The organism is Bacillus sp. WC2503 (assembly GCF_052682895.1).
On record NZ_JBQYMD010000001.1, the window covers coordinates 3239159 to 3264927 of the forward strand.

A 25769-nucleotide genomic window follows, 5' to 3' on the forward strand; every position below is an offset into this window, starting at 1 on the left:
ACCAGCATGTGCTGATTTCTTTTGCACATGAAAAACTAAAAATTAGAAGTTCATTACTTTGTTAACAGCTTCAACAATATCTCTATGGTTTGGTAACCATACGCTCTCAGCTTGAGAGAATGGGAATACTGTATCAGCAGCTGCAACACGTACAACTGGAGCTTCTAAGTTTAAGATTGCACGGTCGTTAATTTCCGCTACAACGTTAGCTGCAATACCAGCTTGTTTTTGAGCTTCTTGAACTACAACTACGCGGCCTGTTTTTTCAACAGAAGCGATGATTGTTTCGATATCTAATGGTTGAACTGTACGTAAGTCAACAACCTCTAAAGAGATACCTTCTTTTTCAAGTTCTTCAGCAGCTTTTAATGCAGCATGAACCATAGCACCATAAGCGATAACAGATACATCTGTACCTTCACGTTTGATATCAGCTTTACCTAAATCAATTGTGTATTCACCTTCTGGTACATCTTGACGGAATGAACGGTACAATTTCATATGCTCTAAGTAGATAACTGGATCGTTGTCACGAATCGCAGAGATTAAAAGACCTTTTGCATCGTATGGAGTAGATGGAATAACAACTTTTAGACCAGGTTGTTGAGCCACTAATCCTTCTAAGCTATCAGCATGTAGTTCAGGAGTATGAACACCGCCACCGAATGGAGAACGAACTGTTACTGGAGCAGTCCAACGTCCGCCAGAACGGTAACGCATACGAGCTAATTGACCAGAAATTGAATCCATTACTTCATAAACGAAACCGAAGAATTGGATTTCTGGAACTGGACGGAATCCTTCAAGTGCAAGTCCAACTGCAAGTCCACCAATACCAGACTCTGCAAGTGGAGTATCCATTACACGATCTTCACCGAATTCAGCTTGTAAACCTTCAGTAGCACGGAATACACCGCCGTTTACACCAACGTCTTCACCAAACACAAGTACGTTAGGGTCATTTTTCATTTCAACGCGTAAAGCATCAGTGATTGCTTGAATCATTGTCATTTGAGCCATGGCTTACTTCGACTCCTTTTCTTTGTAAATTTCATATTGTTCAGCTAAGTTGTAAGGCATTTTTTCGTACATGATTTCCATTAAATCAGTAACTTTTTGTTTTGGAGCTTGGTCAGCCTTAGCAATTGCTTGTTTGATATCTTCTTTTGCTTCTTCAATTACTTTCTCTTCAACTTCTTGAGACCATAGGCCTTTAGTTTCTAAGAACTTACGGAAGCGTACGATTGGATCCTTTTGTTCCCATTCGTTTTCGATATCTTTTGTACGGTAACGAGTTGGGTCATCACCAGCCATTGTATGTGGACCATAACGGAATGTTAAAGTCTCGATTAAAGTAGGGCCTTCGCCATTTACTGCGCGCTCACGAGCGAAAGCAGTTGCTGCGTATACAGCTAATGGATCCATACCGTCTACTTGAATTCCGTAAATACCTGCTGCTACTGCTTTTTGTGCTACAGTTTTAGCTGCAGATTGTTTTTCTACTGGAGTAGAGATTGCATAACGGTTGTTTTGAACAACGAAGATTGCTGGAGCTTTGAATGCACCTGCAAAGTTCATACCTTCGTAGAAGTCACCTTGTGAAGCACCACCGTCACCAGTGTAAGTAATTGCAACAGATTTTTTACCACGTAGTTTCATACCTAACGCAACACCAGCAGTTTGGATGATTTGCGCACCGATAATGATTTGTGGAGCTAATGCATTTACATTCTCAGGCATTTGGTTACCCATGAAGTGTCCACGAGAGAATAAGAATGCTTGATATAATGGAAGTCCGTGCCATACTAATTGTGGTACATCACGGTATCCTGGTAAGATGAAGTCTTCTGCTTCAAGTGCGAAATGACTCGCTAATTGAGAAGCTTCTTGTCCAGCTGTAGGTGCGTAGAAACCTAAACGTCCTTGACGGTTTAAAGAAATAGAACGTTGATCTAATACGCGAGTATACACCATACGACGCATTAATTCTTTTAATTGATCATCAGATAATTCAGGCATAGCTGCTTCATTCACAACTTCACCGTTTTCATTTAAAATTTGTAATGTTTCAAATTGAGCTGCGATAGCTTTCATTTGCTCATCAACATTAAATAGGGTCTTTTTTGTTTTAGTACCCATTCCGTTCACCTCTTCCTCTCTTGAACCATATTCTGAAACGCTTTCACTGGCTATTTTCCAGTTTAAAAAGCGCAACGATGTAAACCAACATGTTTATCTGTCGGTTGAGAATAATTTTGTGTACCTAACAATCTGTACTAATGTTTTTTCAGAAACATATTAATACAATCTTGATCACGTTTTTTAGTTTACAACTATTCTAATTACGATGTCAATTACTTTGAATACGTTTTTTTATAAATAATATGCAGGTTTCTACTACACAAACGTGTTTTTATTTTTTACATCTGTATTAGTAAGCGTTGACCTACTGTTATATTATTCCCTTTTTCACTTATTTTTTCTCTTAGAATAATATGTAAACGATTTAATTCTCTTTAGTTTTTCTCTCTTCGTAACAAAAATATACAAACTATCCTTCCTTTTTTAGGTAAATACCTATACATTTCTCCCCTCTCTTCCATACATTATAGTAACCGCAGTATTAGCGGGAAATGATAAAGGAGGTCATCTCATGTACGGATACTCATATTGCTATCCAACTTGTTCATATCCTTCCTACGGTTATGGCGGTTCTTGTGGCGGGTCTGGACGCGGCTTCGCCTTAATCGTTGTGTTGTTTATTCTTTTAATTATCGTTGGTGCTGCTTGCATTCGCTAATGTAAAACGAAACAACTATGGAAAGAAAAAGACGGCTTTGCCGTCTTTTTCTGTTTATCACATACATAAATACTCTATAATAGAACGATTTCCAAAATGCCTTCCCTTTCTTGCCGATGACTTTTTCCATCTCCTTTGGTAGACTAAAGAGGAAAGGAGAGATTACATATGCTTACAATGAAAGATGTTATTCGCGAAGGAGATCCTATTTTGCGCAACGTTGCAGAAGAGGTGTCATTACCGGCAAGCGAAAAAGATACAACTACCTTAAAAGAAATGATTGAATTTGTAATAAATAGCCAAGATCCTGAAATGGCTGAAAAATATAGTTTACGCCCTGGAATCGGATTAGCGGCTCCGCAAATCGGTGTTTCAAAAAAAATGATTGCAGTTCATGTAACCGATGCGGACGGTACATTATATAGCCATGCATTATTCAATCCAAAAATCATTAGCCATTCTGTTGAACGTACATATTTACAGGGTGGTGAAGGCTGTCTATCTGTAGACCGCGAAGTACCTGGTTATGTTCCTCGTTATACAAGAATTACAGTAAAAGCGACTTCTATTAACGGAGAAGAAGTAAAATTACGTTTAAAAGGTTTACCAGCAATCGTATTCCAGCACGAGATTGACCATTTAAATGGTGTTATGTTCTATGACCATATCAATAAAGAAAATCCTTTTGCCGCTCCTGATGATTCAAAACCTTTAGAGCGCTAATAATAAAAAGGCGGGAATTAATCTCCCGCCCCTTTATTTTATGAAATGGGTTCCATATTTACTTATAACAAGCCAGCCCATTTTAATCCATGATATATACCGTCTTCACTTACATCCTTTGTCACATGATTTGCAAGTTTTTTCAAATCTTCATGACCATTCCCCATCACAATGCCTGTCCCAACTGCTTCAATCATTTCTAAATCGTTTAAACCATCCCCAAATGCATACACTTGTTCACGGCTAAATCCTAATTTTTCAATGAACTTCTCAATCCCTTTTGCCTTAGAACCACCATTAGGAATGATATCCATTGAATACGCATGCCAACGAATAAAATGAAAATCTGGATATTGATTAATAAACTTTTCCTCTTCATTTACTTCACAAAAAAGAAGCGTTTGATAAATATCGCGTTTTTCGTAAAAATCAGGTTCATATGCCGGATGCTCGAACTGCAAGCTTCCAAAACCTTCTTTCACATAATCATGATATTCCACTGTCGCTCTCATTTCTTGATGGTCAAGATATACAAGTGGATATCCTTCTTGTTTTGCAAACTGAGTAAACTTATGCAAGGCAGCTGGGTGTAACGGATTATTAAATACTACTTCATCTTCAAAGACAACATACTGTCCATTAAAACTAACATAATTATGTATATTGAGTTCCTTACGAATATCTTCAAACATAAACGGTGCGCGTCCTGTCGCAATTGCTACATGCACCCCTTTTTCCTGCAAATGTCTTACTGCATCTCGTGTAGATTGCGGAATTTTTTTATCGTGATCTAATAATGTTCCATCAATATCAAAAAAGACAATTTTATCATTCATTTGTCAAAACCCTTTCTGGCACTCTTTACTCCTATTTTGATAATCGCTTTTCAAATTCTAAAAAAAAGTATAACATATTAAACATCTGTGAAGAAAGCGTTCACTTTCTGACCTTATTTATGAAACATGCATATATATATTAGTAAAAAAGGTGAATACTTGTTCTAATGAATTTTCTTTTCCATTCTTCCTCATACTATATCTATAACTAACGGCTACTAATCGTTACTATAGAATAACTTTCACTGTATGAGAAAGGACAAGGTTTTCCATTCACTTTCCCCTCTTTCTTATGTCAGAGATAGAGTTTTCACTAGTAATATGCATGTTTAGAATAAGGAAAGGAAGGAGTAATCATGCTGAAGAAGCTGAAGAAAAAGCTTAAGCGTTATTTAAACGATTTAGTCCGGAAGAAGACAATCGCTTAAATTATGCCCATTTCGGGCTTTTTCTTCATTCTCATTCGAAAAAACATGAAAATCGTGACTGTTTGCTTTATAATAAGTAACAGATAATGCAAAACATAGACAAGGAGAGGTTTTCCAAATGATTTTTAAAGTATTTTATCAAGAAAAATTAACTGAGGTCCCAGTACGTGAAAATACAAAAGTTGTATATTTAGAGGCTACGTCTGAAAAGGATGTTCGTAAAAAATTAAATAAGTTCGCATATAATATCGAGTTTGTTCAGTCTGTTACTGGCGCTCATCTTGAATATGAAAAACAAAACGCTGATTTAGTATTAGCGGAGATTGTATAGCCATATGAAATTTCTAAAAAATGATCAAGTTGCCGTTTTTGCTCTCGGTGGTCTTGGTGAAATCGGTAAAAATACATATGCTGTTCAATTTCAAGATGAAATTATTATAATTGACGCTGGAATTAAATTTCCAGAAGACGAACTCCTCGGGATCGATTATGTAATACCTGATTACACTTATTTTGTGCGAAACGAAGATAAAATTAAAGGATTATTCATTACACATGGTCACGAAGATCATATCGGTGGAATCCCTTATCTATTACGTCAAGTAAACATTCCAATTTACGGTGGAAAATTAGCAATTGCACTAATAAAAAACAAATTAGAAGAGCACGGATTACTTCGTAAAGCGAAGCTTTATGAAATTCAAGAAGATGATGTTATTAAATTTAAAAAGACATCTGTTTCCTTCTTCCGTACAACTCACAGTATTCCGGATTCATACGGAGTTGTTGTGAAAACACCTCAAGGACAAGTCGTTCATACAGGTGATTTCAAATTCGATTTCACACCAGTCGGTGAGCCAGCAGATTTAACAAAAATGGCTGAAATCGGAAAAGACGGTGTACTTTGTCTCTTATCTGACAGTACAAACAGTGAGGTTCCAAACTTTACGATGTCTGAGCGCCGTGTTGGCGATAGTATTCAAGATATATTCCGCAAAGTAGAAGGTCGTATTATCTTCGCAACCTTTGCATCGAATATCCATCGCTTACAACAAGTTGTTGAGGCTGCTGTTGAAAATAATCGTAAAGTAGCTGTATTTGGTCGAAGTATGGAAGCAGCTATCGAGATTGGACAAAACCTTGGGTATATCCGATGTCCAAAAGATACATTCATAGACACATCTCAACTAAACCGCCTACCAGCTAATAAAGTGGTTATTTTATGTACTGGTAGTCAAGGTGAACCAATGGCAGCACTTTCCCGTATTGCGAATGGTACTCATCGTCAAATTCAAATTATTCCTGGCGACACAGTTGTTTTCTCTTCTTCACCAATCCCTGGTAACACAATTAGTGTAAGCCGTACAATTAACATGTTGTATCGTGCTGGTGCTAATGTAGTCCATGGCAAGCTGTCAAACATTCATACGAGTGGACATGGCGGACAAGAAGAGCAAAAACTAATGCTACGTCTAATTAAACCAAAGTATTTCATGCCAATTCATGGTGAATATCGTATGCAACGTATGCATATGAAATTAGCGAATGATTGCGGTATTCCAGAAGAGAACTGTTTCATCATGGATAACGGAGATGTTCTTGCCTTGCGTTCAGATGAAGCAAGTGTAGCTGGAAAAATTCCATCTGGTTCTGTCTATATCGATGGAAATGGTATTGGAGATATCGGTAATATCGTATTACGCGATCGTCGCATCCTTTCTGAAGAAGGGCTTGTAATTGTAGTTGTAAGCATTGATATGAAGGAATTTAAAGTTGCAGCAGGACCTGATATCATCTCGCGTGGTTTCGTTTATATGCGTGAAAGCAGCGATTTAATCAACGATGCTCAAACATTGATTACAACACATTTAGAAAAAGTAATGGAACGGAAAACAACACAATGGTCTGAAATTAAAAATGAGATTACAGACACATTAGCACCATTCCTATACGAAAAAACGAAACGTCGCCCAATGATTTTACCAATCATTATGGAAATATAAGAAAAAGGACAATGCCTTCATGGCATTGTCCTTTTCTCTTATCTTAAAAAGTGTTTAAAACGATCTACTTCGTCATCATGACCAATTACAATTAATATATCCCCCGCTTGAATATTTTCCGTAGCTCGAGGAGAGACGATAACTTCTTTACCACGTTTAATTGCTACAATATTCAATCCAAACTTCGCACGAATATCTAATTCAATTAAAGAGTGCCCATCAATTTTTTTATTTGCAATAATCTCTACAATACTATGCTCATCTGAAAGCTCAAGATAGTCTAATACGTTACTTGATGCAATATTATTAGCAATCCGTTTTCCCATATCACGCTCTGGATGTACAATGTGATCTGCACCTATCTTACTTAATACTTTTTCATGATAGTCATTTTGAGCTTTTACAGTAATATTTTTTACACCTAACTCTTTCAAAATTAACGTTGTTAAAATACTTGAATTTAAATTATCTCCAATAGCAACGACTACATGATCAAAATTACGAATACCGAGACTTTTCAATACCATCTCATCTGTTGAATCTGCAATTACAGCATGTGAAGCTATATTTGCAAACTCATTAATTTTATCCTCATCTGAATCAATTGCCATTACTTCCATACCTAATTGAGCTAGTTCTCGGCAAATACTTCCACCGAAACGCCCAAGCCCGATGACAGCAAATTCTTTTTCTTTCTCACTCACAGGAATTCCTCCAATAACTTCAAGTACTATGTATTTTCATTGTAACATACTTTATATACGTCACAAAAACGTGTAAATCATACTTATTTTTGTTTTTGTATATAAAAATATTGTTGTAAATAAAAGGCGATACCAACAAGTAACATACCAAATACAAATATATTTCCAAACGAACTAAATGTTTCAAAAACGAACAATAACGTTTCTTGGCCGAAAAAAGCAAATAGAAGCTGCGTAAAAGCAAATACAAGCGCCCATATGTAATGATGTTGATGGAATAAATAATGCGTTGCGCCTAAAAAAGCAATAAATGAAACGATGAAAATCCACCAATTTTCTAACAACAGTTGCCAATTAGAAAATTGGTATCCATTCACTAATATCGCAATAATCCCGATAACCGCCATTGTTGGCACACTCCAGAATAGTGCTCGCCCTCTAAAGAAGCGGGTACCTTGAACATCTCCTTTTTCATATGCAATGTATGTTAGTACTACTGTACTTATATACAAAACAGAAAGAATCGTTAAAACGATAATAAGCCAAAAGTGTAATTGATAATATTCATGCTCTATATTTGTCACGATTGCAGCTAGCATACACGGGATTAACATTCCCGTCCAACCATCTACTTTTCTTTCATTCCAAAAGACCGTATTACCAATTCGTATACCTAGCAGCATAAAAATAATGATACCTAGTACAAATAATGTAGTTTTATTCCCTACTAAACTCGTTGAGAAAGCAATTAATCCAATAAATAAAAAGAGCACAAACCCATTCATAATTTCTAGTACAGGTGATAAATATCTCTTCACCCATTTGTATGTTTCGTCATATTCATTATTATCTACTAGACGATAGGCATAAAAACTTATCCCAAAATAAACCGCCGCAATAATAACATACGCATATAAGACGAAACATAAAATCGCACTGCTAATTTGCACGTAATTCCCCACCCTTTTTTCTATGTTTCACATTGATTTTACACACTTTTCATACTAAAAGTAAACATATATAAGTTAGTCAAATAATTAATAATGAGCAGTGGCTAAAACCCCCTGCTCATTATTAAAACAGTACAATTAACTTTAATTCTTTCATTTGTATGTAAATGTCTAAAATCAATCTATACGAGCGTTACTTACACCTCAGAACAAAAAGTTTTTTGGAACCTTCAAGAGAGCGGAAGTTTTATTTTCTATTTCCTTTCCACTTTACATATTGGCTTAAAAATGTAATTGCCTTTTCAATCACTTCTTCGTCTGGTTTTAATTTCGCATGATGTAAACCATATTCTGAATTTACTCCAAGCCAAAACATAAATCCAGGGATTTCTCGAAGCATATAACCAAAATCTTCACCTGTCATTGCCTCAGTACATGTAATAACATTCATATCAGTTTGTTTATGTACAAATTGCATAAACTCTCTCGTTAACTCTTCGTGGTTATATACTTGATGATACATTGCTCCGTAATCTATAATCGCCTCACACTGGAAAGAAGCTTCGATACCTGCAACAATTGCCTCAATTCTGCTTTTCACACGCTTCATTGATTCCACTGATAATGTTCGAATCGTTCCTTCTAAACGAGATTTTTCTGCGATAATATTTTGAACTGTACCACCTGTTATTTTTCCAATTGTAATTACCGCACTGTCAAGAGGATTCACATTACGACTAATAACGGATTGAAGTTGTGTAACAAGGTGACTGGCTGCAACAATCATATCATTCGCAGTATGTGGATAAGCCGCATGTCCACCTTTTCCTTTTAAATCAACATATAATTCTGATGTATTCGCAAATAACAGACCTTCTTTTGTCGCAATTGTTCCTACAGCGTATTCTGGTGCAATATGAAGACCAAGAATTATATTAGGCTTCCATCCTTTTAGCTCTTCACTTTCTAACATAGGAAGAGCGCCACCTGGACCTTCTTCTGCCGGCTGGAATAGAAACACAAGGTCATCATCTATTCTTTCACTCACAGCTGCTGTTAGGAGGCCTAGACCAATTGTTGTATGCAAATCATGTCCACATGCATGCATCATTCCTTCATGTACAGAAGCAAATTCGTATCCAGTTTCCTCTGTTATTGGCAAACCATCTATATCTGCACGATAACCTATTATTTTCTCTGGGCTTTTCCCATTTACTTTAACAATTACACCTGTTTTCCATGTTCTCACTTCCAAATATTCGTTAGGAAGTGTTTCTATATACTCTAAAATGTACTGTTGTGTTTTCCACTCTTTAAATCCAATTTCCGGGATTTTGTGTAAATCTCTACGAACTTGGACAAATTTGCTTACTGTCATTTTTGCACCTCTATCTATAAAAAGCGTAAGAGCCTATTTATGCTCTTACGCTTTTTGTTTTTTATTTCTCTGGGTTTAATTGACGAAGCTCTTGTTTGATTTCAGTTTTCGCTTTTGTCTTCTCATCAATTTCTTTAATTACACGTGCTGGAGTTCCCGCAACAACTGTATATGGAGGCACATCTTCTGTTACAACAGCTCCTGCTGCTACAACTGCACCTTTACCTACTGTAACGCCCTCTAAAACAACTACATTTGCACCAATTACAACATCGTCTTCAACGATAACTGGTTTTGCAGAAGGTGGCTCAATAACACCCGCAAGTACAGCACCTGCACCTACATGACAGTTTTTGCCAACCGTTGCACGTCCACCAAGCACTGCGTTCATGTCGATCATAGTACCTTCGCCAATTACAGCACCGATGTTAATTGTTGCATTCATCATGATAACAGCGTTGTCACCAATTTCAACGTGGTCACGAATAATTGCGCCTGGCTCAATACGAGCTTTAATACCTTTTAAATCAAGCATTGGGATTGCAGAATTACGACGATCGTTCTCAACTACATAGTCAACAATGTGCTTGCTATTTTCATCAAGAATTGTCTTAATTTCAGACCATTCTCCGAATACTACACCAGATTTTTTATTTACAAATGCTTGTACTGTTTCAGGGAACGTTACTTCTTTTAAATCCCCTTTTATGTATACCTTTACAGGAGTTTTCTTTTCACTTTTTTGAATAAACGAAATAATTTCGTTAGCGTCCATCATTTTCATTCTTGTTGCCTCCTAAATCCATTTATATTGTTACTCTACCAAACGATAGAGCGAGTAGCAAGACAATAATCTTATTTTTCCCTTTGAATTTCTTCTATAATTTCTAAAAACGCTTGTACTTGCTTCAATTGTCTTGCTGATTCACTCGTTAACAACCATGTTTCTCTCGTTAATTGAACAGGTGTTTTATACATATTTTCCTGCACTTCTTTTAATACTGTAGAAGGCAATAATGCATAACCTATACCATTTAGAACAAGTTGTTTGCACGTCTCAATTTGATCAACTACAATTGTTCGCTTAGGTGGGTTAGAGAATAACCCATACCACCAATTTTGTATTTGACCATAATAAGTCGAATCACTTTTAAATTGAATAAATGGTCTATTTGTTTCTTTTAACATCGAAATATCTTTTATTTCTTTATCGACTAAATATAATTCATCTTCAAATAATTGTTGCTTTTGTCCTTTATATTCCTGTGATCCCCTTAATATAGCTACATGAACATCGCCCTCATAAAATTGCTTTTGCACTTCACTACTCCAGCCAGTAAACAGCGATATCTTCACAGAAGGATACTTTTGTACAAACTTTTTCAACACAGGAGGGAGCCAATATTGACCAATAACCGATGCAACAGCTATTTTTAACGTTCCATATGTTTCCGTTCTAAAAACTGCCAGTTCGCTCTTAATATTCTCTTCTCTTTGTAACATTTCTTTTGCATAATTTGCGACTTTTTCCCCTTCAGGTGTAATTGTCAATCCTTTTTGTGAACGAATAAAAAATTTCATTCCCCATTGTTTCTCCATAGATTGTAATCGTTGACTAAGCGCAGGTTGGGAAACAAATAAACGTTCCGCCGCTTTTCTCATATTTGATTCCTGGGCTAACACAACCATCATTTGAAAATCATCAATTTGCAACTTTCTCCCTCTTTCCTTAGCTTCCATACACCTTATTTCAATAAGCTTTTCATCCTGAATTTAACTGAATACTTTTATACAAAAAATACAATTTTTCAGTTCGAACTTTCCTTATGTTTTATGTCTTTTTAAATATAATACATACACAACTGATATGCACGAAAAAAAGTGACTTCTCCGTTTCTATGAAGTCACTTTCCTCCTATTGTCTATCGATTATGCTGCCGTACTTTTTTATTCAATAATTTTAAAATAGCTCTACGTGTTAAAATCCCCTCGAAATACCCTTCTTCATTTACAGCACAAATAAAAGGATGATCAATTGTCATTTCTAAAGCTTTTGCAAATGAATCTTCTAACTTAAGAACCGGAATATCTTCCTTCATCACTTGTTCTACTTTCATATCATCAAGTCTTTCAAACTCAATGCGCTCTAACCCTAACATACCATCTAAAATCATAGCAGTACTAATCAACCCATGTAATTTATACATTGGGTCTAAAACAGGTATTGCCGAATATCCAGATTTCACAAGAACGAGTAAAGCATGCTCTAATCCATTCCCAATTTGGACATGTGCTACTTTTTCTGATGAAATCATTAAATCTTTCACAAGAATTTGCTGAAACTCGTCTTTTGGAATACTAATCATGTTACATCCCCCATTTTCCCTTTTTCCTGCTTATATTCACCGATTCTATCCTTATTTTATGACAGCGTTTTCATATTATTATTTTGTCCTAACTTTATTTCAATAAAAATACAATTACACAGCTATTTTAGCATACAACACAAAAAAAAGACTACCATTACGGTAGCACTTAATACCCTTTATTTTTTAATCTGTAAAATAGCCTTGTGATTTTTTTATATTGCGTCACATCTGTCTGTTTCAAACCATTCTCAATATCTGTAAGTTCTACAGCTAAAATTTCACTCGCATAATTTTGTTGAAATAAAATATCTAGTAACAAACTTTCTTCTTCTTTCGTTAAAACAAATTCCCTTTGCATATACCCCTCTCCTTATAATCCCATCGTTACTCTCATTATATAAAATTTCCAACTTATTTAGTAGATGTAATATTCAGTTTTTAATAAAAACATGTAACAATTGTAACCTTATAAAAATTATTTCGTATATCGATTTGCATAGCTAAATGCCGCATAAGCATCCGGCTTAATTTTTGCAGTTAATCCCATCGCTTGAATTTTCGCTGTCATATCTAAAATAAATTCTTTTGTTAAACCATCATTCCCTATGTCCAAATGAATTTCCATTATGAACCCAGCCCCATCTTGAGCATATGGATGCAATAAATCCCATATGGTTTGTATATGGTTAGGAGTAAATAGGCAAGCGATTTCTTGACTAAACTGTGTTTCTAAATATATTTTCTCCCGTAATGTTGCCGGCTTATCTTTTACTGACCTATGGTGTAAACATCCCCAAGCCCCTTTTCCAACACGGTGAATATGGATTGCCGTAATAAATCTCGTATCTTTTTGATGTGCTTGTGAGTCTGTCCCAATAGATAATCGATATAAATTTCGTGGATCCTTTTCAATGAAACTACAAATGCGGTTAAAGACCGTATCAAAATTCAAATGTCTCTCTGAAACATTATAGAATTTATGCCCACCGTCCACATAGTCACGTCCTTTCCATTAGACAGACTTTTCGTATTCTCATTGTATGGGACAAAAACAAAAATTATAACTTACTATCCTTTATTCGTCTCAATATTTCGCATTACAAAATGACAAACTTGGCAAGTATAAATTACATTTTGATTCGATTGAGCCGTTAATACATGAATAATCTCTGCAGAATTGTGGCAATTAGGACAGATCACAACTGGTAAACGTTCCACATAACACACCTCCTATTTATTTTTATCACGCTATTTTCGAGCAGTAAAACTCCTGATTGATGTAGTCCAATCATCAGTCGATAATAAGCACTTCCACTGATTAAAGTCTTACTTTATTACCATTGTAGGAAAAACGAAAAATTCCTATACATATATACTGGAAAGTAAAAGAACTAAAAAAGGTACTGCCATAGGCAGTACCTTTTTTATATGTATCAAGAAATGATATCGTAAATCTCAATTGCAACCATATCGATATTATCGAATTGATACACTTGAGGTTTTTCACCTTGTTGATACACTTCTAATTCATACATTTCACTTTTATCGAAAAATTTCACGCTACATTTGCGCTCACCGTTCACTTCAAAATAGCGTTGTGCTACTTCACCGCTTACAGCTTGTTCTTGTAGACTAACAAGTCGTGTTAAAATTCCTTGGAGTAGAGACATGAAATCTCTCCTTTCTCTAATCTTCCTACCAATAGGTTTTACAGCTATACTCATTCTATCCGTCATAACAGAAAAAATGTTCCACAGTCTAGGATAAAGGTTATTGGCCAGAAACTCAACTAAAAATTTGTCGAAATGCAAAGGAAAACACAGAAAGAACATCTTTTTCCTTCTTTATTGCGATTTCCATACTGGAATAATATAATAAAAAACAGAAAAAAGGAGGAATTACAATGAAAAAAATTGAGGTTTACACACAACCTGATTGTCCGCCATGTGTCATTGTGAAAGAATTTTTAAAGCATAATAACGTTTCATATGAAGAATTTGACGTAAAAAAAGACGCTGCTGCTCGCGATCGCCTTTTATACGACTATGATTCCTATTCAACTCCAACAGTTGTAATCGACGGTGAAGTGGTTACAGGTTTTCAAATCGAAAAATTACAACAGCTACTCAATATAGAATAGGAATAGGTAAATACCTATTCCTATTTTTATCTCGTTATTTATGGGCAGTAAAACTCCCGATTGATGAAAGCTAATAATCAGTGGGATATAAAGCCCCCACTGATTAAAGTTGCACTTTATAATTGTTGTAACCTTTTTATTTCAGTTAAAAGTTCTTGGCTTTCATGATACCCTGCTAATTTCCATTTATCTTGATCCCTTTTCAATGTTACAATTTGATATTGTCCACTTTTCGCCCGCTCATATACATATAAATTTTTATGCTCTTCATCATACGCCATTTTCGTTTCCGAATTAAAAGAAAACGGTGCTTCTTTTGCTGGAAGTAAATATTCACCACTTTGTTTATCACTTCTACTATTTTCATCTGTAAATACTTGAAGGAAATTATCTGTAAAATACGGTGATAACGTCTCTATCATCTTATTCATCGGCAAATGCTTCCCGCGAATTGAAAATTGGGTTTCATAGCCTTTTTGTATCGTTGTAAACACGTCTTTCCGATCGACTTTCAATTCCTCTTTTCCTAAAACAGTTGTAACACTATAACCAACTAGAAAGGCAACACATACAAATAGAACAAGCCATATTCCATATTTCCTCATTTTTCCACCTTCCTTTTAAAAGAACTTGTCTTTGTAGTATTCATTGTAACAATGATTATGCAAAGAAAGGGATGGTTTCGTTCGTAAAATCTTTACAACGATAGACAACATTTTCATCACCATTTTCACTATTACCAATTTCTGATAAAAACAAACAAAAAAATGCACGAATCTCTTCGTGCATTAAAATAAAACATCTTCTTCATATAAATATTCATAAGATAAATCTATAAATAAAAAGTTTTCATCATCAATCGGGAAAGAAAATGTTCGTACCATTTCACCAGTTTCAATATCGGCATATAAATCTGAAAGTCTCGCCTTATTTTCAAAACGCATTTTCATAATATTCTCAAGAAAATACGGGCGCCAACTCCAGTTCTTCATATAATACTCCGGCATCACAATCCATTCCCCATCTTTTTTCATAACATTACCTGATTGTTGAAAACCATCTTCATTGCAAATAAATATGCGAAAACTACATTGTGATATACTTTGGCTAAATTGTAATAACCAATCATTTATATCTTCATTCTTTTTTTGTTTTGACAGAACATCACCAATTCGATCACGTAACATCTCTGTTAAATGATAAATTTTTTGCAACTTCTTTTTCTCATGCTGAATAAATTGATGACATTCATTACCAAGTCTCTCTTTTAAAACATTCGTTTCAATAAAATCAGGTAAACATTCTTTTAAATAATTACCTTGATAGTATCTACCACCGTTTTTCCAAGCATATTGTAGTTGATAAAAAGCATCAATTTCTTCATATAACAACGTTGCACCAATTCTTCTTGCAAGTAAAGATAAGGAATATAAAATATCTTGATAAGATTGTATAAGTGCAGTTTGCCTTAAGTTTGTTAAATCTACTTTTAAAATATCAGGTGCTAACACGCTAATACGTTCTAAATTACTTGTACCCGTTCCAACTTTATTAATCGAAATCTGAATACCATATGTACGATAATACATAAGCAAATGATTAAATTGCTCAATATCTTCTTTACATTCATGCTCTGTTATCTCTAAAACAATGTGGTTCAAATTTAAACCTTGTTTTTCATACATCAATAAAAGTTGAAGTAAACTTTCATCTTCGTCATTCATTAATACGTTAGCATTTCGATGTATAAATAATAACAATTTTTGATTGCTTTCTAAATAACGGTTTAAAGCTTTTTCTACTATAATATTATCCGCTTCCAGTTGAAACTCACTTGGAATAGAATCATCATGAAAGAACGAAGCTAAACTTTGTATGCCCTCTTCTGTTTGAATACGTCCTACTACTTCATATCCAATTACTGTATGTTCATCAGCACTAAAAATAGCTTGATAATAAGGAAGGACTTTATCCAAGTTACTCATTACATCTAATGCATCTATCAACGTGCTTCCCTCCCTTTACTTTTCAAAAATTATAACACGATATTTACGGAAAAATAATAAAAAATCCCTTCAGTTTTCCTGAAGGGATTAGAGGGGTAAAATGCTAAGGGGAATTAGCAATTCTACTATGAAGAAAAAAGAGGTCTTAAATATACCGTATATATGACCTCTTGTAAATACCTTTCTTTCACATGTCACAATTCCGTCACATTTTACCACAAAAAAATGAATCAAACATTCATTTGGTCATCCCTCTTAAAATGGATATTGATGCAAGTGTTGTCCTCCATCCATTGTCATGCATGTTCCATTTATGTATGCAGCTTCATCTGAACATATATAATAAGCTAGACCCGCAATTTCTTCTGGCGTACCTAGTCTTCCAAGTGGCACACTTTGTAGTGTACGCTTAGCCATTTCTTCTGAAATCCATAATTTATCGGCACCGCCCGTACGTTCAATCGGCCCTGGTGCGATAGCGTTAACTCGTATTCCATATTTACGTCCCCACTCAACAGCAAGCGTTTTAGTCATTGCTAATACGCCAGCTTTTGCTGCAGCCGAATGAATAACTCCTGGACCTGCATCCCATGCATATGTCGCTACCATATTAATGATATTTCCTTTTATACCTTTCTCAATCCAATACTTCCCGACAGCTTGACTGCAATAAAATGTACCATTTAACACAATATTAATGACCGAATTCCAGCCATTCACAGATAAATCTTCTGCTGGACAAATAAAGTTGCCAGCTGCATTATTTATTAAAATATCAATTCGTCCGAACTTTTCATCAATATGTTCAATCATTTTCTGAATATCTTCAGTATTTCGTACATCCATTTGTACAGGCAATATTTGCCCTGGAAACTGTTCAATCTCTAACTTTGTTTCCTCCAGTTTTTCTTTTGTACGCCCTGTAATAACAACTCGTGCCCCTTCTTTTGCAAAACGAGTTGCCATTCCTTTTCCCATTCCACTCGATCCACCTGTTATAATTACTACCTTCTCTTTCATATATATCCCTCCCAAAAATGAATACACATTCATTTTATCATTTTATTTGATAGAAATCTTTATATTTTTAAACTTTTCTGATATTTTAACTTAAAGAGACTTCTTTTCATTCATTTTTCCGTAAGCTATACTACTTCTTTATTATTTTAAATATATTAAAAAAAACTGAAAGGAGATTTGAGTAGCCTGTATATGGAACGAAAACACATGATATAAATCAAATAGGTATACTCATACTTTTATGAAGCAAATTACACGAAGAAATTTTTTGAAAAATGGAATACGCACTTGTCTATATTCATTTATAACCACTAGTATCGGTTACTATTACGCTAAATACATAGAGCCGCATATGATCTCTTTTACAGAGCACACACTAAAATCACAGCTCATACCAAAAAGTTTTCATGGTATGAAGATTCTTCAATTTAGCGATTTACATCTCGGATACTATTTCTCGCTCCAACATTTATCTCAAATCATTTCTAAGATTAATGCTGCAAACCCAGATATTGTCCTTTTTACTGGTGATCTCATTGATAATTACCAAACATATACTGATACTCCTTTCGTTGCATCCATTTTAAAGAATATACAAGCACCCTTCGGTAAATTTGCTATTTATGGTAACCATGATCACGGCGGATATGGAACTGAATACTATGATCACATCATGCGTGAATCTGGATTTGAACTATTACAAAATAGCGAAAAACGAATTCGTCTACTGGATAATAGTGAAATTTCTATTTTCGGACTCGATGATATACTACTTGGCAAACCAAAAATAGCGGAAACACTACAACAAGCGCGGCAAAATACTTATAACATTGTTCTTGTTCACGAGCCAGATATTGCGCCACAAATTGCTACATATCCAATCAACTTGCAACTTTCTGGTCATAGCCACGGCGGACAAGTAAAAATCCCTTTTTTAGGTGCTATCGTTACCCCATCACTTGCCAAACACTACATTGAAGGCTTCTATTCCATTCAAGACTTATCTCTCTATGTCAATCGCGGACTTGGAAGAACACGTGTCCCATTCCGGTTTATGTCAAAACCTGAAATTACACTCTTCACCCTACAACATTCGTAATAATTCGCCTATTTTCTTACATATCCTTTCTTGTACGCGCTCATCCACGTTTCGTTTACCATATGATAAAAGTGAGTCCAATAAAGGAGGTTTGTTCATGTATCCATATTATCAACCAATCCCAGTTCGTTCAGCACCTATTGGCCCAGTAGGCGACTCACGATTCTTTCCGTTTTTTGGCGTTCCATTTCTAGCTGGAATTGCTGGTGGATTGCTCGGCGGAGCATTAGCTTTCGGCCCTAGACCATTTTATCCACCTTATCCACCACCTTACCCGCCACCAGCACCTTATCCTTGTTATGGTGGACCTTGTCAACAACCATACTATTATTAATGTATGCCAACAATTCTACCAACGCTATTCTCTCTATTAGACAATCGATTAATATGCTTACAATAAAAACTATTCTCTCTACACATTCTTCTATTTTGAGAACGTATAATAAGTAGAGAACAAAGTAAAAAACCTCTTATTAATAAGAGGTTTTTTACTTTGTTCTTGCTATTCAGCATCTGTATTTTGATACGCCATCTTAAACAACTTCACTTGGCTATCAATCTCCTCTGCACTACTATTAATAACATAATAGTAGTCACCGTCTTTATTTTGTTCGCGTGTTTTCACATTATCTGCTAAAGTAAGCTGTAAAATCGCCTTTATTCTTGCTTTCATTTCAATATCTAGAATTGGGAAGGATATTTCTACTCGTTTCTCCATATTTCGCGTCATCCAATCAGCTGAAGATAAATATATTTTCTCCTCTCCATTATGATGGAAATAATAAATACGGCTATGTTCTAGATATCTTCCTACAACACTAACTACACGAATATTTTCACTTACATTTGGAATACCAGGTCTTAAACAACATGTTCCTCGAACGATGAGCTCTACCTTTACTCCCGCTTGTGATGCTTCATACATTTTTTTTATTAATGGTTTATCCGTTAGTGAATTCATCTTAGCGATAATATAGCCATTTCCATATTGCCTATGATAACGAATTTCTTCATCTATTAAATCCATAAATTGCTCTCTTATATCAAATGGTGCAACTGATAAATGGTGAAAATGCGGTTTCGTTGTATAACCACTTAAATAATTAAAGAAATTTGTTGCATCGACCCCAAAGTCTTTTCGTGATGTAATATAGCCAAAATCGGTATATAACTTTGCTGTTGCATCATTATAATTTCCGGTTCCAAGATGTACGAATCTTTCGATTTTTCCGTTTTTTCTTCTTACAACTAGCGTAATTTTACTATGCGTTTTCAAGTGACTTACACCGTAAATAACGTGACACCCAGCCTGTTCTAATTCTTTAGCCCAATGAACATTATTCTCTTCATCAAACCTTGCTTTTAACTCCACCAACACTGTGACTTGTTTTCCTTTTTCAGCTGCTACTTTTAGTGCCTGAATAATCGGAGAATCACCACTTACTCGATATAATGTTTGTTTAATCGCAAGTACATTCGGATCGTCTGCCGCATCACGGACAAAATCAACTACTGGCTGAAACGATTCAAAAGGATGATGTAATAAAATATCATGCTCAATCGCCTTTTCAAATACATCTTCCTCATCACCTAAGTCTTGAGGTGGTTGCGGAATAAGGGCTGGATAAATGAGATGTTCATATAATGGTGCTAATTTTTTATATAAAGAGAATAAACATGTTAAATCTAACGGTCCATCCATTATATATACATCTTCATCTTTTACTTCCAACACCTCGTATAATAATGTTAATACTCTTTCATCAATGTGTTCTTTGCCAACTTCTAAACGTACAGCAGCTCCCCACTTACGCTTTTTCAACTCTTTTTCAATTACCTTTAATAAATCCCTCGCACCCTCTTCATGAATTGTTAAATCCGCATTACGTGTAATACGGAAACGAGTAACAGATGATACTTTATATCCTGTGAATAATTTATGAGTAAAACTACTAATTACGTCTTCTAATAAAATAAATTTATGCTTTTGCCCTTCACTCGGTAAAAATATGAAGCGTTCAAGTAATGAAGGAACTTGCACAATTCCTAACTTCGTACGGTTTTCTTCCTCCACTTGCTTCTCATCATATAAAAGAGTAGCTAAGTTCAAACTTTTATTTAATAACATCGGAAATGGACGGTATGCATCGATAGCTACAGGCGTTAAAACCGGAAAAATTTGCTCATCAAAATAATCTTCTATAAATTCTCTCTGTTCTTTCGTCAAATCATGGAATGTTAAACGCTCAATCCCCTCTAATTCAAGCGCTGGCAATACGTAATTTTTAAACGTATCATATTGTACGGTCATTAATTCATGGGCTTTTATCTCAATTTTATTTAATTGTTTTTTTGGTGTTAAGCCAGCTTTATTTTCTGGTTGATTAAACCCAGCACTCACTTGATCTTTCAAACCCGCTACACGTACCATAAAGAATTCATCTAAATTCGAGCTAAAAATACTAATAAACTTTAATCTTTCCAAGAGTGGATTATTTTCATCTTGCGCTTCTTGTAGTACACGTTCATTAAATGCTAACCAACTTAGCTCTCGGTTATTATAATATGCTGTATCATTTAAATTTACGATGTTCCCCTTCAACAATTCCATTCTCTTCACACTTCCCCTTGAAACTTTTTTACTATAATTTAGTTACTTTTATTTTAGCAAATTACAATATTATAAAGTGTAAATTTTTTGTAAAGACATCCGTACAACCTAACATTTTCATTCAAATGACAAGTTAATATTCGTTTTTAACACTCTTTCTAGCTGCTTTTTTTGTTTTTCAGCTTGTACTTTTTCTGCTAATGCCGATTGCTCACATAAAATTCTAAACGTTAATCCTTCTTTATTTTCTGTTATGGATATCGTATCGACAAGCGATCTTTGTCTTACATTTAAAGCAGCTGAAAATTGTAAAACAGCCCCTAATAGGCGGATTTTTTTTTGTTCGCTTTTATCAAACCAACCTTCAAATGGAGATAAATGTTGTTTAAATAGCATTTTTGATTTATAAGATGCAATAAGCGCTAACCTCACTCGATCTTTATGCATCATGCCATCAATTGTTTTATTCGCCAATAAATAAAACGTGTGTAAACGACTCGCTTCTTCGTCTATATATTTTCCAATGTTAAATACTTTCGCTGCTTGATGGAATGCTTCCCAGTCTTTTATCGAAACAGAAATCAGTCCCATTTCTTCGAGTTGTTTACAAATCAATCTTCCATGTTTAATAAGTTGAATGACAAATTCCATATCCATTTCATATTCGTGTGATAACAAATGTAAGCTTTCTTCAACTACATTCGGATAATATGAAATCCCTAAATCTTTCGTCAACTCTTCATAGAAAACACCTTCTCTTAATCCTTTTTTGCTTAATACAAATGCCGTTGCTTCTATAATATTTACAAGTTTATGAAATACTTCAACCGCTGGAATAATTGTATCAGCTCGATCTTTTGCCAATCCTTCCATTTTCTGAAGTTCGATAAACGATTGTTTTTCTAATGTACCTTTTACATTTTCAATATCTTCTTCTTTCATTTTGTATAAATGTACTCCCGCTATAGGATAGTTTATTAAATTTTGGTGGATTTTTGCTAAGTTTCTCGCACTACCACCAATTGCAATAAGAGGCAATTTCTTATCAATTAACCATGGTAACGTTCGAAATTGACACTCTAAATACTCTCGAATTTCCTCTAATTCATCTTTAGTAGGAATATCACCTTTAATAAATAGATGTTTTAAAGAAAGCGCACCAAAAGGAAAACTATGGTACTCTAAAATCTCTCTATTTTTAATATATGTAACTTCCGTACTTCCGCCACCAATATCTACTGTTATTCCTTCCGAAAACGAAGTAGAATTCATAACTGCTAAATAGCCGTAACGTGCTTCCTCATATTCTGATAACACTCTAAGAGTAAAGTCTGTTTGTCCTTCAACAAGTTTTTTAATCTCCTCTTGATTCTCAGCCTGTCTAATTGTTGCCGTTGCAACACAAAGTACATGATGCAGCTGATGGAATTTTGTACTTTCTTGAAATTGAAATAATGTTTGTAACAATACTTCCTTACCTTCTTCATTCAAAACACCATCGATTAAATAATTTCTTAACCGAGCAACCACTTTCGTATTTTCAATTTCTTTATAAAAACCTCCATTTTGCTTTTCATAAATAACTAAACGCATTGTATTAGATCCAATATCTATAATGGCATATTGTTGTTTTAATAGTTCTTTCAAACTTCTCACTCTTTCATTATCAAATTTCAAAACACATTCTATTACTATTATACAAAATAGTTGTTTTTTGTAACAATATTGCTTTAATATTGAAAATGTATACAATCACTTTTTGCATATAATAAAAACCTCTTTTATTTATGTTATAATAATGAAAAATTGAAAGGAGATTCAATATGAAACCTTCACAACCACAATCTCAATTACAAAACCAACATCCTATTAATCGACTAGCTCAATCTATTTTCGTTGTGAATCGTCATGCCAAAGCTGCAACTAACCCTAAATATTTATACTGGTTAAAAAAGACAGCTTTAGAGCGTTTAATCGCCGAAAAAAAAGCAATTAAAGAAGGATTACATTTCTCTAGAAATCCACGTTTTAGCCAACAACAATCTGATGTTCTTATACGGTTAGGCGATTATTATTTCCACATCCCTCCTACGAAAGAAGATTTTCGAAACCTACCACATCTTGGTCATCTTGAATCCTCCTACCGAAACCCGAAAACAACCTTGTCTTTAACAGTTTCCAAAAAAACACTTCAAGATTATATTGGTCCTGAAGCACTGAAACAAGAAAAAAAATTAAGTGAACCTGTTCCATGGTATAGCCGCACTTATACAAAAAAATAAAACAGTTTGGCCTATGTTAGGCCAAACTGTTTTATTTTTTCTCTTCTTTAATTTTAATATTGGCTTGCTTGTAAAATGCAACTTTTTCTGTATTATAAGATTTCGTGAATTCATTAAACTTATCTTTTTCTGACTCAATATCCTTATACGATTGATTTACTACTTTAACTTTCTCACTAATATCTTTTAATTTTGTACCTTTATCTTGTAACATTGTATATAATTCTTTTTCTTGTTTTAACGATTTATTATAGCTGTCATACATTTTGTTAAATGAATCATGTCGTTTCTCATATGTGCTTTTCACTTTATCCGCTTGCTCTTTCAATTTCTTATCTTCAATTTTCTTCACATATTTATCTGCTGATTTCACTTCTTCTTGCGCCTTATTTAAAGATTCTTTTTCTTTTTTAAGCACTTTTTCTCGTTCATCTGTATTTTTCACTGCTTGGTTCAGTTTTTCCTTAACAGTTTGATTATTATCTTTTCCTTCTTGAACAATCTGGTTATATAATTCTTGTCCCTCTTTTTCTAAAGTTTCAAGTTTCTTTGCATCTTCAAACATTGTTTTTTCTTGCTTGGCAGCATTTTCAAATGCTACATATAATTCCTCTTCTGGTTTTGGCCCAAAACAACCCGCTAATAAAACCATTGATAATGTGGCTACAATTGCTAATTTACTATATTTCAACATCTTTTCCTCCTACTTATAAACGATCCTTGTGTAAAAAAGCTATAAAAATCATATAATCCTTCTATACACTTCACACTCGTATCTTTTTTACGAAGATCATCAGTATTGTTTATCATGCTTGTACACATTTATTACTTGAAATTATTTTTCACGTTATTCTCTTTGAATTATGTAGCAGTTTCATGTCCATCTACTAAGTATATTTCACTTTGCACTTTTCATTCTCTACTCACACTATGTATTACCTTAAAATACAATGGAATTCACCAGAGCCATAATAATTAGAAGAACAACTATAATAATTCACCTGATAAAAGATGATTGTCGATCTCTCACATCTATCATTCCCTTTCCGCTTTCTATCAAATAATCTCTTTGTTCATTTTACACAGTACAAATACTACCTCGCAACAACTTACAAATATTCTTTTCCTTTCCTAAAAAGGAAAAGTGTAGAGCATGTTTTCCTCTACACTTTTAAAATGAAACACATTGTGCAAATGCATTGACACATCCATCATAATTATATGCCTATTTCATATATTTTTAAAGACTTTTATTACAATAAAAGTTGTTTTTGTAATAAAAGTCAAAAAAATGTTACAATCCGAATTTCTTCATATCATATTTCTTCAACTCAAAGTTTTACTCATTGTCTTTCAAATTTCTATACTGGTACAATTGATTCTGTGCCTTTCTTAACAATTCTTCAAAAGTTTTCCCTTCTACTGGATAACTAGCAGCCCCAAATAATAACGTCACACTTAATAAACCACTTTCTATTTCACTTTCAATATTTTTCATTAATCGTCGTGTTATTGTTGATTTTTCATGACCATTATCAATCGCTACAATAACATATTTATTTTCATCCCATTTTGTAACGACATCACCTTTTCGAATCGTCTTTACAATAGTAGACTCCACTCTCTGTACTAACGCTTCCAACTTTTTTTCTTGCACTGTTTCCTTTAATCCCTCCCATTCTTTAACGGAAAGAATGTACACTGTAATATTGCGAGAATCTCGTTCAGATAAAGCAGCTACTTTTTCAAAAAAATCAACAACAAAATCATTACTTGCCATTCCCCCTACTTCCATATTCATACGTCCGTTTTCTCTTTTATCATACCAATGGCCAAAGTAACAACTTAGCAACAGTTGCAAAATATAAATAATAAAGACAGTATAAAATGATCGCGAATCTAATTTTGCAATTACATCCTGAAGCGCAATCCATTCCGTAACAGCAACAGTATTCCCTAGTAATAATCCACTAATCTTCCCTTTATGTTTCATACTTCCTCTCCTTCCTATACCAATATATGTTTCTATAACAATAATGTTTTTCTACCAAATAAAAAATGTACATATTCTATGTACATTTCCGCTAGAGCTTGTATTCCTTTTTTATTCTATTTCATATATATACTATATATCGTTTATAGAAAGGAGTGACCTATATGCTACAAAAAGAAAATCTATCAGATGCTATACGTTTACTAGCTGGTTTTTTGTTATCATTAAAGCTACTATTTACCTCTTTCGGAATAAACTTTATTACGAACGATCAAATCGACGCTATTGTAAATGTTATTTCATTTCTATTCATTCTATATTTTGGTTATAAAAATAACTATGTAGGAAAAAAAGGAATCGAACAAAAGAAAATACTCAAGAAGCACAACCTCCATTAAAAAAGGAACCTTTCGCACAGGTTCCTTTT

Annotated in this window: 30 protein-coding genes; 9 read left to right on the top strand and 21 right to left on the bottom strand. The window is 34.3% G+C overall.

The annotated features are described in order from the left end of the window. Positions 1-42: 42 nt before the first annotated feature. Positions 43-1020, bottom strand: a complete 978-nt coding sequence (gene pdhB / locus ACUN26_RS16445; protein WP_000068167.1) for a pyruvate dehydrogenase complex E1 component subunit beta — start codon at positions 1018-1020, stop codon at positions 43-45. Positions 1021-1023: 3 nt separating this feature from the next. Further along, the gene (gene pdhA / locus ACUN26_RS16450) at positions 1024-2139 is read right to left on the bottom strand and encodes a pyruvate dehydrogenase E1 component subunit alpha (RefSeq protein ID WP_000536896.1); all 1116 of its coding nucleotides are present in this window, start codon (positions 2137-2139) and stop codon (positions 1024-1026) included. Positions 2140-2653: 514 nt separating this feature from the next. Here pdhA and ACUN26_RS16455 point away from each other — a divergent pair. Then, positions 2654-2800: a YjcZ family sporulation protein gene (locus ACUN26_RS16455; RefSeq protein ID WP_000274562.1), complete on the top strand. Its 147-nt coding sequence runs from the start codon at positions 2654-2656 to the stop codon at positions 2798-2800. A gap of 168 nt (positions 2801-2968) precedes the next feature. Then, positions 2969-3523, top strand: coding sequence for a peptide deformylase (gene def / locus ACUN26_RS16460; RefSeq protein ID WP_000957051.1), 555 nt, complete (start codon positions 2969-2971; stop codon positions 3521-3523). Positions 3524-3585: 62 nt separating this feature from the next. Here def and ACUN26_RS16465 read toward each other — a convergent pair whose 3' ends face one another. Beyond that, entirely contained in the window at positions 3586-4359 is a 774-nt protein-coding gene (locus tag ACUN26_RS16465; protein WP_000998284.1) for a Cof-type HAD-IIB family hydrolase, read from the bottom strand. Positions 4360-4905: 546 nt separating this feature from the next. Here ACUN26_RS16465 and ACUN26_RS16470 point away from each other — a divergent pair. After that, the gene (locus tag ACUN26_RS16470) at positions 4906-5118 is read left to right on the top strand and encodes a DNA-dependent RNA polymerase subunit epsilon (protein ID WP_000576438.1); all 213 of its coding nucleotides are present in this window, start codon (positions 4906-4908) and stop codon (positions 5116-5118) included. Positions 5119-5122: 4 nt separating this feature from the next. Beyond that, entirely contained in the window at positions 5123-6790 is a 1668-nt protein-coding gene (gene rnjA / locus ACUN26_RS16475; protein ID WP_000670378.1) for a ribonuclease J1, read from the top strand. A 38-nt stretch (positions 6791-6828) separates the two neighbouring features. On the opposite strand, the gene ACUN26_RS16480 is transcribed toward rnjA, so the two are convergent. The 10 genes from ACUN26_RS16480 to ACUN26_RS16525 all read right to left on the bottom strand — a co-directional run bounded on the left by ACUN26_RS16480 (position 6829) and on the right by ACUN26_RS16525 (position 13861). Then, the gene (locus ACUN26_RS16480; protein WP_001290442.1) at positions 6829-7494 is read right to left on the bottom strand and encodes a potassium channel family protein; all 666 of its coding nucleotides are present in this window, start codon (positions 7492-7494) and stop codon (positions 6829-6831) included. Between the two features lie 83 nt (positions 7495-7577). Continuing rightward, on the bottom strand, positions 7578-8444 hold the full coding sequence (locus ACUN26_RS16485; protein WP_001167326.1) for a hypothetical protein: 867 nt from the start codon (positions 8442-8444) through the stop codon (positions 7578-7580). A gap of 247 nt (positions 8445-8691) precedes the next feature. After that, entirely contained in the window at positions 8692-9822 is a 1131-nt protein-coding gene (locus ACUN26_RS16490; protein ID WP_000218680.1) for an N-acetyldiaminopimelate deacetylase, read from the bottom strand. Positions 9823-9883: 61 nt separating this feature from the next. Continuing rightward, positions 9884-10606: a 2,3,4,5-tetrahydropyridine-2,6-dicarboxylate N-acetyltransferase gene (gene dapD / locus ACUN26_RS16495; protein WP_000783253.1), complete on the bottom strand. Its 723-nt coding sequence runs from the start codon at positions 10604-10606 to the stop codon at positions 9884-9886. A 71-nt stretch (positions 10607-10677) separates the two neighbouring features. Next, positions 10678-11562 carry a LysR family transcriptional regulator gene (locus ACUN26_RS16500; RefSeq protein ID WP_002039481.1) on the bottom strand — a complete coding sequence of 295 codons (885 nt, stop codon included), beginning with the start codon at positions 11560-11562 and terminating at the stop codon, positions 10678-10680. Between the two features lie 182 nt (positions 11563-11744). After that, positions 11745-12188 (bottom strand): cyclic-di-AMP-binding protein CbpB, encoded by a 444-nt coding sequence (gene cbpB, locus ACUN26_RS16505; protein ID WP_000623575.1) that lies wholly within the window; start codon positions 12186-12188, stop codon positions 11745-11747. A gap of 169 nt (positions 12189-12357) precedes the next feature. Further along, positions 12358-12549, bottom strand: coding sequence for an antirepressor AbbA (gene abbA, locus ACUN26_RS16510; protein ID WP_001188532.1), 192 nt, complete (start codon positions 12547-12549; stop codon positions 12358-12360). Positions 12550-12666: 117 nt separating this feature from the next. After that, positions 12667-13185 (bottom strand): ribonuclease H-like YkuK family protein, encoded by a 519-nt coding sequence (locus ACUN26_RS16515; RefSeq protein ID WP_000348650.1) that lies wholly within the window; start codon positions 13183-13185, stop codon positions 12667-12669. A gap of 74 nt (positions 13186-13259) precedes the next feature. Beyond that, entirely contained in the window at positions 13260-13409 is a 150-nt protein-coding gene (locus tag ACUN26_RS16520) for a hypothetical protein (protein ID WP_000440536.1), read from the bottom strand. A 215-nt stretch (positions 13410-13624) separates the two neighbouring features. Continuing rightward, positions 13625-13861 carry a YkuJ family protein gene (locus ACUN26_RS16525; RefSeq protein WP_000055152.1) on the bottom strand — a complete coding sequence of 79 codons (237 nt, stop codon included), beginning with the start codon at positions 13859-13861 and terminating at the stop codon, positions 13625-13627. Between the two features lie 233 nt (positions 13862-14094). On the opposite strand from ACUN26_RS16525, the gene ACUN26_RS16530 reads away from it, so the two are divergent. Further along, complete coding sequence (locus ACUN26_RS16530) at positions 14095-14331, top strand: glutaredoxin family protein (protein WP_000717878.1); 237 nt, start codon at positions 14095-14097, stop codon at positions 14329-14331. A 116-nt stretch (positions 14332-14447) separates the two neighbouring features. Here the strand turns inward: ACUN26_RS16530 and ACUN26_RS16535 are convergent, their stop codons facing one another. The 4 genes from ACUN26_RS16535 to fadH all read right to left on the bottom strand — a co-directional run bounded on the left by ACUN26_RS16535 (position 14448) and on the right by fadH (position 17357). Continuing rightward, positions 14448-14936 carry a DUF3993 domain-containing protein gene (locus tag ACUN26_RS16535; protein WP_001233803.1) on the bottom strand — a complete coding sequence of 163 codons (489 nt, stop codon included), beginning with the start codon at positions 14934-14936 and terminating at the stop codon, positions 14448-14450. 55 nt (positions 14937-14991) lie between these two features. Then, positions 14992-15120, bottom strand: coding sequence for a hypothetical protein (locus ACUN26_RS16540; protein ID WP_000544076.1), 129 nt, complete (start codon positions 15118-15120; stop codon positions 14992-14994). Beyond that, a complete protein-coding gene (locus tag ACUN26_RS16545; RefSeq protein WP_000564311.1) occupies positions 15120-16337 on the bottom strand; it encodes an EAL domain-containing protein in 1218 nt (405 codons plus the stop codon). The genes ACUN26_RS16540 and ACUN26_RS16545 overlap by 1 nt, the downstream gene beginning before the upstream one ends. Before the next feature lie 255 nt (positions 16338-16592). Beyond that, positions 16593-17357 carry a 2,4-dienoyl-CoA reductase gene (fadH, locus tag ACUN26_RS16550; RefSeq protein ID WP_000660910.1) on the bottom strand — a complete coding sequence of 255 codons (765 nt, stop codon included), beginning with the start codon at positions 17355-17357 and terminating at the stop codon, positions 16593-16595. 241 nt (positions 17358-17598) lie between these two features. Between fadH and ACUN26_RS16555 the strand changes: the two genes are divergently transcribed. Together ACUN26_RS16555 and ACUN26_RS16560 are read left to right on the top strand one after the other, a co-directional pair. Beyond that, positions 17599-18456 carry a metallophosphoesterase gene (locus tag ACUN26_RS16555; protein WP_002039478.1) on the top strand — a complete coding sequence of 286 codons (858 nt, stop codon included), beginning with the start codon at positions 17599-17601 and terminating at the stop codon, positions 18454-18456. Between the two features lie 97 nt (positions 18457-18553). Next, positions 18554-18790, top strand: coding sequence for a hypothetical protein (locus tag ACUN26_RS16560; protein WP_000283739.1), 237 nt, complete (start codon positions 18554-18556; stop codon positions 18788-18790). A gap of 168 nt (positions 18791-18958) precedes the next feature. On the opposite strand, the gene ACUN26_RS16565 is transcribed toward ACUN26_RS16560, so the two are convergent. After that, positions 18959-21067 (bottom strand): polyphosphate kinase, encoded by a 2109-nt coding sequence (locus tag ACUN26_RS16565; protein WP_000421687.1) that lies wholly within the window; start codon positions 21065-21067, stop codon positions 18959-18961. A 117-nt stretch (positions 21068-21184) separates the two neighbouring features. Then, entirely contained in the window at positions 21185-22714 is a 1530-nt protein-coding gene (locus tag ACUN26_RS16570) for a Ppx/GppA family phosphatase (protein WP_000661381.1), read from the bottom strand. A gap of 176 nt (positions 22715-22890) precedes the next feature. Here ACUN26_RS16570 and ACUN26_RS16575 point away from each other — a divergent pair, with 176 nt between their 5' ends. After that, positions 22891-23349: a YkyB family protein gene (locus tag ACUN26_RS16575; protein WP_000804859.1), complete on the top strand. Its 459-nt coding sequence runs from the start codon at positions 22891-22893 to the stop codon at positions 23347-23349. A 31-nt stretch (positions 23350-23380) separates the two neighbouring features. On the opposite strand, the gene ACUN26_RS16580 is transcribed toward ACUN26_RS16575, so the two are convergent. Together ACUN26_RS16580 and ACUN26_RS16585 are read right to left on the bottom strand one after the other, a co-directional pair. Continuing rightward, complete coding sequence (locus ACUN26_RS16580) at positions 23381-24043, bottom strand: YkyA family protein (RefSeq protein ID WP_000922477.1); 663 nt, start codon at positions 24041-24043, stop codon at positions 23381-23383. Between the two features lie 645 nt (positions 24044-24688). Further along, positions 24689-25342 (bottom strand): diguanylate cyclase domain-containing protein, encoded by a 654-nt coding sequence (locus ACUN26_RS16585; RefSeq protein WP_000680808.1) that lies wholly within the window; start codon positions 25340-25342, stop codon positions 24689-24691. 164 nt (positions 25343-25506) lie between these two features. Between ACUN26_RS16585 and ACUN26_RS16590 the strand changes: the two genes are divergently transcribed. Beyond that, a complete protein-coding gene (locus ACUN26_RS16590) occupies positions 25507-25740 on the top strand; it encodes an SPP1 phage holin family protein (protein ID WP_000939445.1) in 234 nt (77 codons plus the stop codon). Positions 25741-25769: the final 29 nt, after the last annotated feature.